Source organism: Marinobacter sp. OP 3.4, assembly GCF_036224885.1.
In the GTDB taxonomy this organism is placed as follows: Bacteria; Pseudomonadota; Gammaproteobacteria; order Pseudomonadales; family Oleiphilaceae; genus Marinobacter.
This window is the reverse complement of sequence record NZ_JAVVLT010000077.1, coordinates 52,752-67,754: the sequence shown is the minus strand read 5'-3', so window position 1 is coordinate 67,754 and position 15,003 is coordinate 52,752. Positions and strand designations below refer to the sequence as shown.

Here is a 15,003-nt window from a genome sequence, read left to right as displayed (position 1 = left end):
CATGACATTCTCAGATGATCTGGGTCCGTTCAACCAGGCGTTCCGTCAGGTCCATGGCCTGACGCCGCCGAGTCTGCGGCTGGGCTTTCGGCCACCACTGGCCTGGGACGCCCTGACGGCATTCCTGGTGTCCCGCTCCGACGGCCACAGCCAGGGCCTGGTGGACGGCCACTATGTGCGCACCCTGCGGGTGGGTGAGGTTACCGGCTGGCTCGCAGCGCGACCGGTGGCGGACAATGTGCTGCAGGTGCAGCTGGCCCCTTCCCTGCGCCATTGCCTGCCGGCCCTCCAGCAACCGCTGCGGCGGCTGTTCGACCTGGATGCGGACCCCGTCGCCATTGCCACCTGCCTGGAATCCGACCGCCAACTGGCCCCATTGAGTCAGCAGACCCCGGGGCTGCGGCTGCCGGGCACCCTGGACGGGTTTGAACTGGCGATGCGGGCCGTGTTGGGCCAGCAGATCTCCGTCAAGGCGGCCACCACCCTGTTCCGGCGGATCGTGGAGCGGTTCGGGGAGTCGTTGGAAACGCCGTTCGAGGGGCTGGACCGGTTACCACCCACGGCAGCGCGTATCGCCGGGCTGACCCGGGAGGACCTGCTGCCCTGCGGGCTTACCCGCCGGCGAGCGGACACCCTGCTGGCCCTGGCGCGGGAGGTCCGTGACCACTCACTGCGCCTCGACACCACCGCCGATCCGCAGGCCACCCGGCAGCAACTGCTGGCCCTGCCGGGTATCGGCCCCTGGACCACGGAATACATCGCCATGCGTGCCCTGGGCGATCCGGATGCATTTCCCCGGTCAGACCTGGGACTGCTCAAGGGTGCCGGTGTCACCAGACCAGCGGAACTGGAAGCCCGCTCGCAACACTGGCGCCCTTGGCGTGCCTACGCCGCCTTCCACCTCTGGCACAGCCTGGGTCAGGGTGGATAATCGGAGCTATCGGGAGGACATTGCCATGCCATCACTACAAGCCACCGCCTACTACACCGAGCTGGAATCTCCCATCGGCACCCTGCTGATCACCGGCGATGGAGAGGCCATTACCGGATTGCATATGGAGCAGCAGGCATCCCGGCCCGTCATCGGTGAGCACTGGCATCGTGACGACCAGCGTTTCCGGGACGCCCGGGAGCAGCTCATGGCCTACTTTGAGGGCAGGCTGCACCGGTTCGACCTGCCGCTGGCAGGGGCCGGAACCGAATTCCAGCAAACCGTCTGGAAGGCGCTGCGGGAGATTCCCTACGGAGAGACAGTAACCTATGGGCAACTGGCCGAACGTATCGGCAACCGCAAAGCCTCCCGGGCGGTGGGTCTGGCCAATGGTCGCAATCCCATCGGCATTATCGTGCCCTGTCACCGGGTGATCGGCGCCAACGGGTCACTCACCGGATACGCTGGCGGCATCGAGCGCAAACAGTGGCTACTGGCCCATGAGCGGGCGCACATGGGCCAGTAACCGGTAGCGGTCAGTCCCACTCCGGCGCGAAGTCCGGATTGGCGATACGCTCGTTGCGGTCTAGGGCGTCGATGGACCGGATCTCGTCGGATGTCAGCTCGATCTTCAGGGCATCCAGGTTCTGGGTCTGGTGCTTGGGCCGGGTGGACGAGGGAATGGGGACCACGCCCCGGGACAGGCACCAGGCAATCGCGATCTGGGCGGGGGTGGCGTGATGGGACTTTGCGATCTCCCGCAGGATGTCATCCTCCATCACCTTACCCACCGCCAGCGGCATATAGCCCGTCACGGGGATACCCAGCTTCTGGGCGTGGTCCACCACCTTGCGGTTGGCCAGGAACGGATGCACCTCCACCTGGTTGGTGAAGATCGGGGTGTCCCCCAGGATCTGCTTCGCCTGGTCCATCTGCGCACAGGTAAAGTTGGACAGGCCGATGTGGTCGGTCAGGCCTTCCCGCTGTGCATCCCTCAATGCGGTCAGGTACTCTTCCATCGGCACCTCGTCCCCCGGCGACGGCCAGTGGATCAGTGCCAGGTCCACATGGTCGGTCTTGAGCTGCTGAACACTGGTCTGGAGGCTGTTGATCAGGTCACTGCGACGGAGCCGGTCAAACCAGACCTTGGTGGTGATGAAAATCTCACGGCGGGGGATGCCGCTGGTGGTAATGCCGTCGCCGACGGCTGCCTCATTCTCATAGATCTGCGCCGTGTCAACGTGGCGATATCCCAGGGACAGGGCGCTGCGGACCGCTTCCCGGACATCGTCACCCTTCAGGCGAAACGTGCCCATACCGATGGGGGGTAATGCATCAAAAGCCATGATGTCCTCCTGTCGCTGAAACCGGTGTATTCCAAAGGTTCCCGCAGAACCGCTGGACGACTGAAACCCTTGGAACCTACGATGGGGCTGACAGAACGGTTCTGCAAGGCCAGCCTGTCAGGACACGTCGACAATCCTGGAAGATCCGTTGAACAGGGTTGTTGGGCAAGACTGCAGGAACAAACAGCAGATCCATGTATCATCGCACCAGGCAGGACAGATTGCACGGATTCGGCAGGGCGTCACGACAATCCACCCGGCACCGTGCTATCCATAACAACGGTATTCAGAACAACGGAACCCTCAGCAGGTAATGACGACAGACATGAAATCCGGACTGATCCGTGCCGTGATGGCCTGTGCCCTCACCCTGGCCGCACAGGGCTGCGCCACCAGCGAAGACGAGGAGACGGCAAAGGCTGAGGCCGCCAGCAAGGATGCGGACAAAGCCATCGCCTGTAATGTGGTCTTCCACTGCCCGGCGGACCCCACCGACGTGAAGATCTGCCGCGACCAGGATCAGCTACGGGTGCTCTGGCAGACCCCCGGCATCGATGCCTACCGCCTCACCGGCACCCTGGGCCAGACTTTCAAGGTGGACTACAGCCAGCGCCACCAGGTGATCGAGAACACCCTTGCCTGGCAGCACATGGGTATCCGCTACCGGGCCTTCCACTACCTGGATGAAAGCCGGCCGGAGACCCTGGAGGAAATCGGCATCACCCTGGAAACCCGGGGCGAGAGCCGAACCATCTCCTGTAATGGCAACGCCGTCAGCCGCATCGCCTGGTTGCATCACCCCGCCCCGGTTGAGGAAGAAACCACACCTGATACCGGGGAGTGACAGACCCTTCTTAAAGGCCGGATTCTCACCATGACAGCGAAACCGTCACCGCTCCGGATCGGGTGTTAGTCACCCGTTCCCCGTTGCTCCCGCTTCCGCCTCGCGGGCCAGTTCACGGCGCATGGCCGCCGGTGCTCCCTGCACCAGCACCACCGCCAGTGCCGAACAGACCGCCATCACCAGCACGATCGGCGTCAGGGTGTGGTCGCTGAGCAGCGTCGACACGGCGCTGACCATCCCGGAGATGGTGAACTGGGCCGCCCCCAGCAGGGCCGCCGCCGTACCACCCAGGGTGGGAAAGAACTCCAGGGTATTGGCGATGTTGTTGGGTGCAATCGCCCCCATACACCCTACCCCGATGATGATACAGGCCGCCACGGCCCACACCGGCGCCCCCGTCAGGGCACAGGCCACCAGGGCGGCGACGGCACAGGCCTGAACCATCACGGCAATCCGTAGCAACACCGCGGATGGATGACGCAGCAGCAGCTTCCGGTTCGCCAGATTGACAACGGCCATCACCGCCACGTTGGCGGCAAACAACAGGGAAAAAGTGCCGGACGACAACCCGAACCAGTCCTGGTAGATGAACGATGCGTGGGTGATAAACACCAGCATGGTACTGAAGGCCAGCGTCTGCAGGCCGATAAAGCGCATGGCCACCGGGTGACGCAGCACCATGCCGTAGTTGGTCAGCAGGGTGGACAGCGGTGTTCTGGCCCGGGGTTTGGGTGGCAGGCGACGGAACAGGAAAGTATGCAACAGAATCCCCACCAGCACCGCATAGCCCCCCAGGAAGACAAAGATCGCCGGCCAGTCACTGATGGCCAGGAACAGGGTGCCGATGGACGGAGCGGCCGCCGGTGCCACGAACATGATCAGGCCGATCAGGCCAAACAGCCGGGCGGCTTCCGCGCCCCGGAACTGGTCGCGGACGATGGCCGGCACCGACACCGCGCAGAAGGCGCCGCCAATGCCCTGCACCACCCGCCAGGCCATCATTTCCTCCAGGCTGCCCGATTGCCCCACCATCAGGGCGGCAACGGCAAACACAGTGAGACCGCTCAGCAGGATCAGTTGCCGGCCATAGCGGTCCGACAGCGGGCCGCCCACCAGTTGGGCCAGCCCCAGGGCACCCACATAAACGCTGAGGGTCAGACCCACATCCCCGTGGGGTACGCCAAGGTCACCGGAGATACCGGGAAAGGCGGGCAGGTAGGCATCCAGCGCCAGGGGGCCCAGGGCGACCGTCATACCAAGGAGCAGGGCGAGCTGGAACTGTGGCAAGGGACCTCCTACGCAGGATGGGATTCGGGTTAACTATTTCGCTAGCTAACTATACACCCCGGCCTGTCAGTAGAACATCAGTAAAACCCCGGCGATGTACAACACCAGGATGGCCATGCTTTCGGCGCCGATCCGTCCAATGCCCTCCCGCTCGCGACGGATCAGGCCCATAACCAGGATACCGGACATCAGCAGCGTCAGCGCCACCCAGAACCGGGAATCCTCACTCATGGCATGATAGATGGACCCCTTGCGGTAGGCGATGTCCGAGGCCGCCGTGAACAGGGTATCAAAGGCGTTGCCGCCGATAATGCCGCCCACCGCCAGGGTCAGGGCGCCACGGCGTACCGCTGCCACCGAGGTCACCAGTTCCGGGATCGACGTGCTGATCGCCGTCAGCAGCACCCCCACCGCCGTCAGGCCAAGGCCGGTTTCCTTCGCGATGGTTGTGGCCGAGGGCTCCAGCGTCCAGCCCGCCACGCCCAGGATGGCCATCAGAGTCAGGAATTCGCCCCAGAGGCGGGCCATGGATGGCATGGCGGTGGTGTCGTCCGGCACATCCTCGCGGGTCTCCCGGGTCTGGAAGGGGCGCCACATGGGGGATTCCGAGGTCAGTCGGACCAGGTAGATGCCATAGATATAGAAGCCGAACAGGACCGGGGTCACCGGATGCACCCCCAGAACGGTCACGTCAGGCAGCATCGGCGCCAGCATGATGACCGCCAGCAGGCAGATCAGCAGGCCGTTCTGCATCAGGTTGGGTACCGAGGCGGCGGCGTGTTCCAGGTTGGCCCGCCGGTAGACCATGTCCGCCACCGCCAGGAAGAAAGTCTGCACGGCAATGCCCCCCAGGGCGTTACTGACGGCCAGTTCCGGGTGATTGTTCCAGGCGGCGGTCACCGACAGCACCGATCCACCAAGGGAGGTGGCCGCCCCCAGCAGGACAGCCCCGGCAGCAGCCTCGCCAATACCGGTGCGGTCCGCGAGCTGGTCGACCACACGAGTGATCCGAGTGCCCGCCGCAGCGATTACGGCGGCACAGAGGCCAAAGGCAATCAGGGCCTGGGTCAGGCCCCAGGTGGCCGGATCCAACACAAACGCACTCCCTTACCTGGGTGAAAGGATCTCACATCCTGCAACGCCACCCGCATTCTGGCAACCGCTCATGCACGGCGACACAGGGGCCACAGGGAAATCAGCCCCAGTACCGGGCCAATTACCAGCAGCCAGGTCACACCGGTGCCCAGGTCCAGCCAGAAGCCGGCGGTCAGTTCGATGGCAAATACCGTCAGCAGGAAACCAACACTGTTCATGATGGCCAGGGAACTGCCCACGGATTCGCCGGGGGCGGCCTCCGCCGCCAGGGCAGAGAACTGGGGCGAGTCGGCGACCACCGCCATACCCCAGACCAGCAGGAGCACCAGGGACAGCCAGCCAGGCAGTGCCGACAGCCAGGGCCAGAACAGGCACATCAGTCCGGAGACCGCCAGCGCCACAAAGGCCACCCGGGCACTGCCGATGCGCCGACTGATCATGCCACCGACGACACAGCCAACGGTCCCGGCGGCGATAAAGGCAAAACTGGCGGCCGGTACCAGGGGCGAATCCACCGGGATATCCCCCAGACTCCGGGCCACCAGCAAGGGCGCCAGCGCCCACACCGCATAGAGTTCCCACATGTGGCCGAAGTACCCCAGGGCCGCCGCCCGGAACCGGGGCTGCCCGAACGCCCGCAGCCCCCCTCCCCAGTTGAAGCGCCCGGTGGAAGGCAGGCCGGGGCCGTCGCCAAGGATCGCAATCATCACCCCCGCCAGCACCGCCAGTACCGACGACGCCAGTACCACCGGCTGCCACTCCCAGCCCGGGCTGAGCGCCCGCATCAGGTGGGGGAACGCCGTGCCCAGGGCCAGCATGCCCACCAGCCAGCCCAGGGCAAAGCCCTTGCGATCCGGTGCCCAGCTGGCCACCAGTTTCATGCCCACGGGGTAGACACCGGCCAGGCAGAGGCCGGTTACGAACCGCCACACCATGGCGGTGTCAGGCCCCTCCGACAGGATGAACAGGCCATTGGCCATGGCACCCAGCAGGGCGCTGGTAAGGAAGATGCGACTGGCACGCCAGCGATCCGCCAGGCCAGTAACAGCGAACACCAAGGTGCCCAGGATGAACCCCAGCTGCACCGCACTGGTCAGCCGGGCCACCTCTTCCGGACCCACCGACCAGGCCGCCATCAGCTCCGGCACCACGGCATTCGGGGTAAACCAGAGGGATGTCCCCATAAACTGGGACAGTACGATGACGGTTAAGGCGGCCCGATGGCGGTTCACGATAGTGGTTCCCTCATGATGGCCTCACTATTGGCATGGCGGCTCCGGATGTCAATTTCTGTCCAGAGTCGCGATGGGTTCTGCCAAGGGAGCATGATCGGAGGTCGGGGATTACGGCGCTGAACGATATTCCGGCTAGACTGTCCGGCAGGTACCGACTCCGGATGAACCACATTACCGCCACCACCAGCCAGAAGGACCGTCTATGGCCACGAACTATCAAGTCGACGACATTCAACTGGATCACTTTACCATTGACGGCATTACCACACGGGTGGCGACACTGGGGGCCGGCCCGGCCGTGCTGCTGATCCACGGCTGGCCGGAATGCTGGTATTCCTGGCGCCAGCAAATAGTCGCCCTGGCGGAGGCCGGCTACCAGGCGGTCGCCCCGGATATGCCCGGTTTCGGCGAAACGGATCCGCTACCGACCATGGAGGACTACAACGCGCGGCGCATCGGACAGTTCCTGCTGGCACTCTGCAATCGCTTTGGCGGCACTCCGGCCACGATCATTGCCCATGACTGGGGCGCCACCAACACCTGGAATTTTGCGTTGCAGTATCCGGACGCGGTTGCGCGGCTGGTGATCCTCAGTGTCCCGTTGCGCCCCCCGACCGAGGTTCCGCCGACCGAAGCCTACAGACGCCACTTCGGTGAACGCTTCTTCTACCAGCTTTACTTCCAGGCGCCGGGTAAGGCGGAAGCCGCCTTCGACGAAAATCCCCGAGAAATCCTGGAAAAACTCTTCTGCTCTCCGGACACGCCCCGTGAGGCGCCCCGCCTCGGCAAGACCCTGGACGGTGGCGGCGGCTGGCTGGAGCGCCTGGGCAAGCCCCGGGAACAGCCAGACTGGCTGACCGACGCTGACCTGGATTACGTCGAGCAGGCCTACCGGCACAGCGGCTTTGAAGGCGGGTTGAACTACTACCGCAATATCGACCGGAACTGGGAGCTGATGGCGCCCTTCGCCGACCGGTCCATCGACTGCCCGACCCTGTTCATCGCGGGCACGCGGGACAATGTCCTGGCCCGGGCCGGCCATGGTGAGCTGGACGCCATGATGACACCCCGGATACCACGGCTCAGCATCCGGCTTCTGGAGGGTTACGGCCACTGGATCCAGCAGGAGGCGCCGGACGCCGTCAACGACGCGATTGTCGGCTTCCTGTCAGAAACAGATCCGCGAGCCAACGAGGCGGCCTTCCAGTGATCTGATCAGGTCCAGGCAACCTGCTAAAGCAGGTTGACGCCAATCAGGGTGGCAATGGCGACAGTGAACAGCAGGCCCAGCAATGCCAGCAGGCCATCAAGTGAAATCATGGCCAGCCCGAACACCGCCAACGCGAAACCGGCGGCGGTGGCGGAGAAAGGCACGATTTCCATCAGCGGCATGGCGCAGGCAATGATCACGCAAACGCCGCCCACCAGGTAGCTGCCAGGGCCGCGCACCACAGCCACCAGCCGGGGATGCAGGCGGGCGTCTATGAAGTCGGCAACCGGCTCAATAAAGCGAATGCCCTTTAGCAGCTTGTCGCTGGGCAGGTGGCGATCCATGATCCAGGCGGGCAGCCAGAAGCCCTCGTCGCGGATCAGGATCTGCACGGCGATGAACAGGATCAGCAGGCCGCTGAGGGTGGGCACGCCGGGAATGCCGCTGAGGGGAGACAGCAGCAGGATACCGACGATCATCAGGATGGGGCCAAACGAACGGCTGCCCACGGTGTCGACGATATCGCCGAAGGTCACCCGACGATGGCTGACAGCGGTCCGGCTGATCCGGTCCAGCACCTGTTGCAGGTTGGCGGGATCACTCATGGGACTGGTACTTCAAAAATCCGAACATTCATTAGAGGTTACGATACCGATACCGTCCGAACGGTGAACAGTGAATCATTGGTCATCTGCCACCGGCACTTCCGGTGCCTGCCAGCCACCGCCCAGGGCCTTGTACAGATCCACCGTGGCCAGTAGCCGTTGCAACCGCAGGCTGACGAGCTGGTCCCGGGTCTGGAACAGGGTCTGCTGGGCATCCAGCAGGGTGAGCAGGTCGTCGCTGCCTTCCCGGTACCGCAGTTCGGTCAGCTCCAGGGTGCGCTCGGCCCGGTCCCTCACCGTCTGCTGGAGGGACTCCCGGTGACGGGTGGTCTGCACCCGATCCAGGGCATCGTCGGTTTCCTGCAGGGCGGTGAGTATGGCGCCACGATAGCCTTCCACCAGCTCCACCCGCTGTGACTCGCTGATGGCCTGCTCAGCCTCCCGGCGGCCACCGTCAAACAGCGTCTGGGCCAGGGACAGGGTCCAGTTGGCGGTTTCCACCGGGTCCGCCAGGCTCAGCAGGTTGCTGCTACTGGCGCCGGCACCCAGCCCCAGGGACACCGTCGGCAGGAAGGCAGTCCGGGCCTGCTCCACATTGGCATCCGCCGCCCGCAGGCGGGCTTCCTCCCGGGCCAGGTCCGGGCGCCGGGCCAGCAGGTCCGACGGTACCCCGGCGTCGATGGCCGGCAGGGTCATGGCCAGCAGGCTGTCCGGTGCCACCGCCACTTCGAAGCCCAGGGGGGACTCTCCCACCAGCACCGCCAGGGCGGCCCGGGTCTGGCGATATTCCAGCTGGATGGGTACCAGGCTGGCCCGCTGGTTCAGCACCTCGGTCTGCTGGCGGAGCAGTTCCGCCCGGCTGGCAGCGCCGTTGCGGTAGCGGGCGTCGACGATCTCCTCGGTGCGCTCGGCAATCCGCAGGTTCTCCTGGGCCACCTGCAACTGCTCCTCCAACGCCAGCAGCTGGAACCAGGTGGTGGCCACACTACTGGCCAGGGTCAGCCGGGCGCTGTCGTAGTCGAACACCGTGGCCTGGTAGCTTGCTTCGGCCTCGTCCCGCGTGGCGGCCAGGCTCCCCCACAGATCCACCTCGTAGCTGACGTTCAGGGTAGCTGAACTGGAATCACTTTGCTGGCTGTCCGTGGTCCGCTGGCCCGTACTGGCCCCCAGGCCCAGCGACGGCGACAGGCTGCTGCCCGCCACCCGCACCTGCTGCTCCGCCTGGAACACCCGCTCGGCGGTGGCCGCCAGGTCCGGGCTGCCGGCGAAGGCCCGTCGGATCAGATCGTCCAGTACCGGGGAGTCGAACTGTTGCCACCATTCCGGGTCCGGTGGGATGGCCTGGTCGGCAACGGCCACCGGCGCATTCCAGTCCACCTGTTCCGTTACCCGGGGGCGCTCCACCGGTGTGGTGGTGGCACACCCGGCCAGCCACAGCAGGCTCGATAACATCAGCAGCGCCTTAGTGACGTCATGAATACGGGATGACATGCGCTCTCCTATTCCGTGGCCAGGGCCACAACCGGATCCAGCCCCGCGGCCTTGCGGGCGGGCAGGAAACCAAACAGCAGGCCGGTGCCGAAGGCACAACCAAAGGCCAGCAGAACCGGCAGCAGGGAATAGCTCACCGGCGTGCCCAGATAGCCCACCAGGGCGGCGGCCCCCAAACCGAGACCGACGCCGATCAGGCCTCCCAGGGCGGACACCGCCACCGCTTCCAGCAGGAACTGCTGCAGGATGTGCCGGGTACGGGCGCCGGTGGCCATGCGGATGCCGATCTCACGGGTACGCTCGGTGACGCTCACCAGCATGATGTTCATCACGCCGATGCCCCCCACCAGCAGGGAAATGGCCGCCACCGATCCCAGCAGCCAGGTAAAGGTGTCCTGGGTGGAAGACACGGTATCGATCAGCGAGGCCATGTTATGGATGCGGAAGTCCTCCACCCCATGGCGCTGCAACAGGAGCTGGTGCACCTGGTCCTGCACCCCGTCCATCAGGCTGGTGTCATCCACGGCGATGGTCACGTTACGCAGGTGTCGTTGGCCGAACAGGCGCATGCTGCCCGTGGTGTAGGGCACCAGCACCACATCGTCCTGGTCCTGCCCCATGGGCGAGGCACCCCGCTCGCTCATTACGCCGATCACCTGGAACAGCACGTTGTTCATGAGGATGTACTCGCCGATTGGGTCCCGGTCGCCGAACAGCGAATCCCTGACGGTCTGGCCCAGCACCGCCACCGGGGCGTACTGGCCCTCATCCGCCTCGGTAAAGAAACTGCCCTCCTCCACCGACCATTGCCGGGCCAGGGGGAACTGCCAGGAGGTGGCGTTGATTTCGGTCTGATGGTCGGCGTTGTCGTAACGCAGGGTCTGGCTGCCGGTCAGCTCCGGGATGGCGGCAGTAATGTTGGGCAGGGTATTGATGGCCGCCACGTCCTCCGGCACCAGGGTGGTGATGTTCCAGCCACCCCGGCCCTGTCCCGGCACCCCGGGGCGTACCAGCAGCAGGTTGCTGCCCATGGCGCTGATGCGGTCCACCACTTCTTCCCGGGCGCCGTCGCCGATGGCCAGCATGGTGATCACCGAGGCCACGCCAATCACGATGCCCAGCAGCGTGAGGGCGGTGCGGAACAGGTTGCCGGTCATCGACCGCAATGCCGTGCGCCAGCCCTGGAACAGCTCCCGGACCACCGACGGCGCATGGGTCAGCGGCTGCCGCTCCAGCGCACCGGGGCTCGCCGGTACCGACGGCCCCGGGTCGCTGACAATCCGACCATCAGCGATCTCGATTTGCCGGTGGGCGTGCTCCGCCACCTTGGCATCATGGGTGATCAGGATGATGGTGTAGCCTTCCTCCGACAGCGCCTGCAGCAGCTTCATCACCTCACGGCCGCTGTGGCTGTCCAGGGCCCCGGTGGGTTCGTCCGCCAGGATGATCTCGCCACCATTCATCAGCGCCCGGGCGATGGACACCCGCTGCTGCTGACCTCCCGAAAGCTGCCCGGGGCGGTGGTCCATGCGCTCCTCCAGGCCCAGCCGAGCCAGCAGGTCACGGGCCCGCTGCTGACGCTCCCGGGCCTTCAGGCTGGCGTAGCTGGCGGGCATCTCCACGTTTTCGCGGGCGGAAATGCCGGGCAACAGGTTGTAGCTCTGGAACACGAACCCGAAGGATTCCCGGCGCAGGCGGGCCAGGCTGTCGCTGTCGAAACGGGACACATCCTGGCCATCGAAGCGGTATTCACCGGTACTGGGGCGGTCCAGACAGCCGAGGATGTTCATCAGGGTGGACTTGCCGGACCCCGAGGCTCCCATGATGGCCACAAACTCGCCCCGGTGGATGGTCAGGTCGATACCCCGCAGCACGGGCACGGACAGCTCGCCGTTGTGGTAGGTGCGGGTGATGTTCCGCAGTTCGATCAGTGGCGGCGTCATGGTCAGAATCTCATGCCCACCATCGGACGACGACCGCCCTCGCCTGGCCCACCGGCGCGGGCCGGGCTGCTGACGATACGATCCCCCTCCTCGAGCCCTTCAATGATTTCCGCCTGAACCCGGTTGCTGACGCCCACGGTCACCTCCCGGGTATGCGGCAGGCCATTGCTGTCCACCAACTGGACGGTGGTGGTGTCACCGTTCCTTTGCAGTGCGGTCACCGGCACCAGCAGCGCGTCCCGGGCCTCGGCGTTGATGAAGAATACCTGGGCGGTCATCTGGGTCATCAGCCGGCCTTCCGGGTTGGGCACCTCAAATACAGCGTTGTAGAGCACCACGTTGTTCTCCACCACCGGGGTTGGCTCCAGCCGGTCCAGGGTGCTTTCCCAGCGCCGGTCCTGGTTGCCCAGGGTGGTGAAGTACACGGGCATGCCATGGCTCAGCTTGCCGATGTCCGCCTCGGACACCTGGGCTTCCACGGTCATGGTGGACAGGTCGGCGATGCGCATCAGCACCGGCGCCTGCTGGTTGGTGTTCAGGGTCTGGCCCTGGCGGGCGTCGATGGACACCACGGTGCCGTCCATCGGTGCATAGATTTTCGCATATGCGAGGTTGGCCTCTTCCGCCCGCAGGGTGGACTCGGTCTGCTGGATCTGGGCGCTGATGGCCTCGATCTGGGCCCGGGCGGAACGCAGGTTGGCTTCCGCCACCTGGGCGGATTCGCGACTGGTGGCTTCCTCCGCCAGCAGGTTCTGCTGACGCTGGTGCTGGATCTCCGCCAGGGTGAGCTGGGCTTCCCGTTCCATCAGTTGCGCTTTCTGGTTACGCAACTCGGCACGGGTGGCGTCCACACGGGCGAGATAAACGGTGGGGTCGATCTCCGCCAGCAGATCACCGGCCCTGACCTCATCGCCGGTTTCCACATGGATCACATCCAGCTGGCCGGACACCTGCGCGCCCACATCCACGTAGTCCCGTGGCTGCAGGGAGCCGGTAGCAGTCACCAGGTCCTCAAGGTCGTCCCGCTGTACCATGGTGGTTAGCAGGTCGGGGCGGGTGTCGCCCTGGCTTTGCGTCCACCAGCCCACGGACAGACCCGCCACCACAAGCACCAGTATCAGGAGCCCGCCAAATCGCCGGGAGGAAGCCCTTCTAGCCGGGGAAACCATGGTCACCTCATATCGAATCCATTGATGACAACCGCCGAGTTGCCGGCGATGGCAATGGATTATCGGTAATGCGGATGACGGGGAACAGACCCGTATGGCGGGTTTACACAGCTTTTACACCCTACTGACAGATGCCCTGCCGACCCGCAGCCGGAAACCCGGTCAGGATACGAAATTACCATGTCTTCACCCAGCGGCGATTCGCCGTCCTCACCTCTGGCAAGACACGTGACGATCTCCTATAGCTGAAGCTTGGTGTCCCAGACACCGGCTCACGCCCAGGTACCACGTTTCTACAACGACAACCTGCCGATACAACACGGGACGTGGCAGGTGGAGCAATTGAACACCCCCATCGAATGAGGAGACCAGACCATGGCAAACGACAAGCCGACCACGACGGATGCGGGCATTCCCGTCGCCAGCGATGAACATTCCCTGTCGGTGGGACCTGATGGCCCGCTGCTGTTGCACGACCACTACCTGATCGAACAGATGGCCCAGTTCAACCGGGAGCGCATCCCGGAACGCCAGCCCCACGCCAAGGGCGGTGGCGCCTTCGGTCACTTCGAGACCACCGAGGACATGAGCCCCTACACCAGGGCGGCCGTGTTCCAGAAGGGTACGAAGACGGACGTGGTCATCCGTTTTTCCACCGTGGCCGGGGAACGGGGCAGCCCGGATACCTGGCGCGACCCACGGGGGTTCGCCCTGAAGTTCTATACCAGCGAGGGCAACTACGACATGGTGGGCAACAATACCCCGGTGTTCTTCGTCCGTGACCCGATGAAGTTCCAGCACTTCATCCGTTCCCAGAAACGCCGGGCCGACAACGACCTGCGGGACCATGACATGCAGTGGGATTTCTGGACCCTGTCACCGGAATCCGCCCACCAGGTCACCTGGTTGATGGGGGACCGGGGCATTCCCAAGTCCTGGCGCCATATGAATGGCTACTCCAGTCATACCTACCTGTGGGTGAATGCCCAGGGAGAAAAATTCTGGGTGAAGTATCACTTCAAGACTGACCAGGGCATCGACTACCTGACTCAGGAAGAGTCGGACCGGATCGCCGGCACCGATGTGGACTACCATCGCCGGGACCTGTTCGACACCATTGCCAAGGGTGACCACCCCAGCTGGACCCTGTACATGCAGATCATGCCGTTCAGGGAAGCGGAAACCTACCGGCTCAATCCCTTCGACCTGACCAAGGTGTGGCCCCACGGCGACTATCCTCTGATCAAGGTGGGCAAGCTGACCCTGAACCGGAACCCCACCGACTTCCACACCGAGATCGAACAGGCCGCCTTCGAGCCCAATAACCTGGTGCCGGGCATCGGCATCAGTCCCGACAAGATGCTGATCAGCCGGGTGTTCTCCTACGCCGACGCCCACCGCGCACGGCTGGGGGTGAACTACAAGCAGATACCCGTGAATTCACCCAGGGCACCGGTCCACAGCTACAGCAAGGATGGCGCCATGCGGGTACAGAACGTGTCCGATCCGGTCTATGCCCCCAACTCCAAGGGTGGCCCCAGCGCCGACGGCGAACGCTACCCCACCGATTCCACCTGGGAGACCAGCGGCGATATGGTCCGGGCCGCGTACACGCTGCGCAGGGATGACGACGACTACGGCCAGGCCAATGACCTGATCAACAAGGTGATGGACGATGCCGCCCGCGACCGGCTGGTCAACAACGTGGTTGGCCACGTGAAAGGGGGCGTGAAGGAGCCGGTGCTGTCCCGGGTGTTCGAGTACTGGAAGAACATCGACCAGACCATCGGGGAACGCATCGAGAAAGGCGTCCGGGAAGGCTGACCGCTGCCGTAATGAAAAAGGCC

At 64.6% G+C, this 15,003-nt stretch carries 13 protein-coding genes; 5 read left to right on the top strand and 8 right to left on the bottom strand.

Annotated features, from left to right (window positions below; translation table 11 throughout):
- Window position 1 precedes the first annotated feature (1 nt).
- Both RO069_RS13355 and RO069_RS13350 read left to right on the top strand, forming a co-directional pair.
- Window positions 2-931 carry a DNA-3-methyladenine glycosylase family protein gene (locus RO069_RS13355; protein WP_328188163.1) on the top strand — a complete coding sequence of 310 codons (930 nt, stop codon included), beginning with the start codon at window positions 2-4 and terminating at the stop codon, window positions 929-931.
- 25 nt (window positions 932-956) lie between these two features.
- The gene (locus RO069_RS13350; protein WP_328188161.1) at window positions 957-1,457 is read left to right on the top strand and encodes a methylated-DNA--[protein]-cysteine S-methyltransferase; all 501 of its coding nucleotides are present in this window, start codon (window positions 957-959) and stop codon (window positions 1,455-1,457) included.
- A gap of 10 nt (window positions 1,458-1,467) precedes the next feature.
- Here RO069_RS13350 and dkgB read toward each other — a convergent pair whose 3' ends face one another.
- Window positions 1,468-2,277: a 2,5-didehydrogluconate reductase DkgB gene (gene dkgB, locus RO069_RS13345; RefSeq protein WP_328188160.1), complete on the bottom strand. Its 810-nt coding sequence runs from the start codon at window positions 2,275-2,277 to the stop codon at window positions 1,468-1,470.
- A 325-nt stretch (window positions 2,278-2,602) separates the two neighbouring features.
- Here dkgB and RO069_RS13340 point away from each other — a divergent pair, with 325 nt between their 5' ends.
- A complete protein-coding gene (locus tag RO069_RS13340) occupies window positions 2,603-3,121 on the top strand; it encodes a hypothetical protein (protein ID WP_328188159.1) in 519 nt (172 codons plus the stop codon).
- 69 nt (window positions 3,122-3,190) lie between these two features.
- Here RO069_RS13340 and RO069_RS13335 read toward each other — a convergent pair whose 3' ends face one another.
- The 3 genes from RO069_RS13335 to RO069_RS13325 form a co-directional block, all read right to left on the bottom strand.
- The gene (locus RO069_RS13335) at window positions 3,191-4,408 is read right to left on the bottom strand and encodes a multidrug effflux MFS transporter (RefSeq protein ID WP_328188157.1); all 1,218 of its coding nucleotides are present in this window, start codon (window positions 4,406-4,408) and stop codon (window positions 3,191-3,193) included.
- 66 nt (window positions 4,409-4,474) lie between these two features.
- Window positions 4,475-5,503, bottom strand: coding sequence for a sodium:calcium antiporter (locus RO069_RS13330; protein WP_328188156.1), 1,029 nt, complete (start codon window positions 5,501-5,503; stop codon window positions 4,475-4,477).
- A gap of 68 nt (window positions 5,504-5,571) precedes the next feature.
- Window positions 5,572-6,735 (bottom strand): MFS transporter, encoded by a 1,164-nt coding sequence (locus RO069_RS13325; protein WP_328188154.1) that lies wholly within the window; start codon window positions 6,733-6,735, stop codon window positions 5,572-5,574.
- 205 nt (window positions 6,736-6,940) lie between these two features.
- Between RO069_RS13325 and RO069_RS13320 the strand changes: the two genes are divergently transcribed.
- Window positions 6,941-7,948: an alpha/beta fold hydrolase gene (locus RO069_RS13320; RefSeq protein ID WP_328188153.1), complete on the top strand. Its 1,008-nt coding sequence runs from the start codon at window positions 6,941-6,943 to the stop codon at window positions 7,946-7,948.
- Window positions 7,949-7,971: 23 nt separating this feature from the next.
- Here RO069_RS13320 and RO069_RS13315 read toward each other — a convergent pair whose 3' ends face one another.
- From RO069_RS13315 to RO069_RS13300, 4 genes are all read right to left on the bottom strand, one after another.
- A complete protein-coding gene (locus RO069_RS13315) occupies window positions 7,972-8,553 on the bottom strand; it encodes an exopolysaccharide biosynthesis protein (protein ID WP_328188151.1) in 582 nt (193 codons plus the stop codon).
- Between the two features lie 75 nt (window positions 8,554-8,628).
- A complete protein-coding gene (locus RO069_RS13310) occupies window positions 8,629-10,044 on the bottom strand; it encodes an efflux transporter outer membrane subunit (RefSeq protein ID WP_328188150.1) in 1,416 nt (471 codons plus the stop codon).
- An 8-nt stretch (window positions 10,045-10,052) separates the two neighbouring features.
- A complete protein-coding gene (locus RO069_RS13305; protein WP_328188149.1) occupies window positions 10,053-11,987 on the bottom strand; it encodes a MacB family efflux pump subunit in 1,935 nt (644 codons plus the stop codon).
- Between the two features lie 2 nt (window positions 11,988-11,989).
- On the bottom strand, window positions 11,990-13,156 hold the full coding sequence (locus RO069_RS13300) for an efflux RND transporter periplasmic adaptor subunit (protein WP_328188262.1): 1,167 nt from the start codon (window positions 13,154-13,156) through the stop codon (window positions 11,990-11,992).
- 375 nt (window positions 13,157-13,531) lie between these two features.
- On the opposite strand from RO069_RS13300, the gene RO069_RS13295 reads away from it, so the two are divergent.
- The gene (locus RO069_RS13295) at window positions 13,532-14,980 is read left to right on the top strand and encodes a catalase (RefSeq protein ID WP_328188147.1); all 1,449 of its coding nucleotides are present in this window, start codon (window positions 13,532-13,534) and stop codon (window positions 14,978-14,980) included.
- Window positions 14,981-15,003: the final 23 nt, after the last annotated feature.

Excerpts from the sequence above, each read along its gene's own strand:
- RO069_RS13320 (WP_328188153.1), top strand. The coding sequence starts at position 6,941 with ATGGCCACGAACTATCAAGTCGACGACATTCAACTGGATCACTTTACC.
- RO069_RS13355 (WP_328188163.1), top strand. The coding sequence starts at position 2 with ATGACATTCTCAGATGATCTGGGTCCGTTCAACCAGGCGTTCCGTCAG.
- RO069_RS13295 (WP_328188147.1), top strand. The coding sequence starts at position 13,532 with ATGGCAAACGACAAGCCGACCACGACGGATGCGGGCATTCCCGTCGCC.
- RO069_RS13305 (WP_328188149.1), bottom strand. The coding sequence starts at position 11,987 with ATGACGCCGCCACTGATCGAACTGCGGAACATCACCCGCACCTACCAC.
- RO069_RS13300 (WP_328188262.1), bottom strand. The coding sequence starts at position 13,156 with ATGGTTTCCCCGGCTAGAAGGGCTTCCTCCCGGCGATTTGGCGGGCTC.
- RO069_RS13340 (WP_328188159.1), top strand. The coding sequence starts at position 2,603 with ATGAAATCCGGACTGATCCGTGCCGTGATGGCCTGTGCCCTCACCCTG.
- dkgB (WP_328188160.1), bottom strand. The coding sequence starts at position 2,277 with ATGGCTTTTGATGCATTACCCCCCATCGGTATGGGCACGTTTCGCCTG.
- RO069_RS13310 (WP_328188150.1), bottom strand. The coding sequence starts at position 10,044 with ATGTCATCCCGTATTCATGACGTCACTAAGGCGCTGCTGATGTTATCG.
- RO069_RS13315 (WP_328188151.1), bottom strand. The coding sequence starts at position 8,553 with ATGAGTGATCCCGCCAACCTGCAACAGGTGCTGGACCGGATCAGCCGG.
- RO069_RS13350 (WP_328188161.1), top strand. The coding sequence starts at position 957 with ATGCCATCACTACAAGCCACCGCCTACTACACCGAGCTGGAATCTCCC.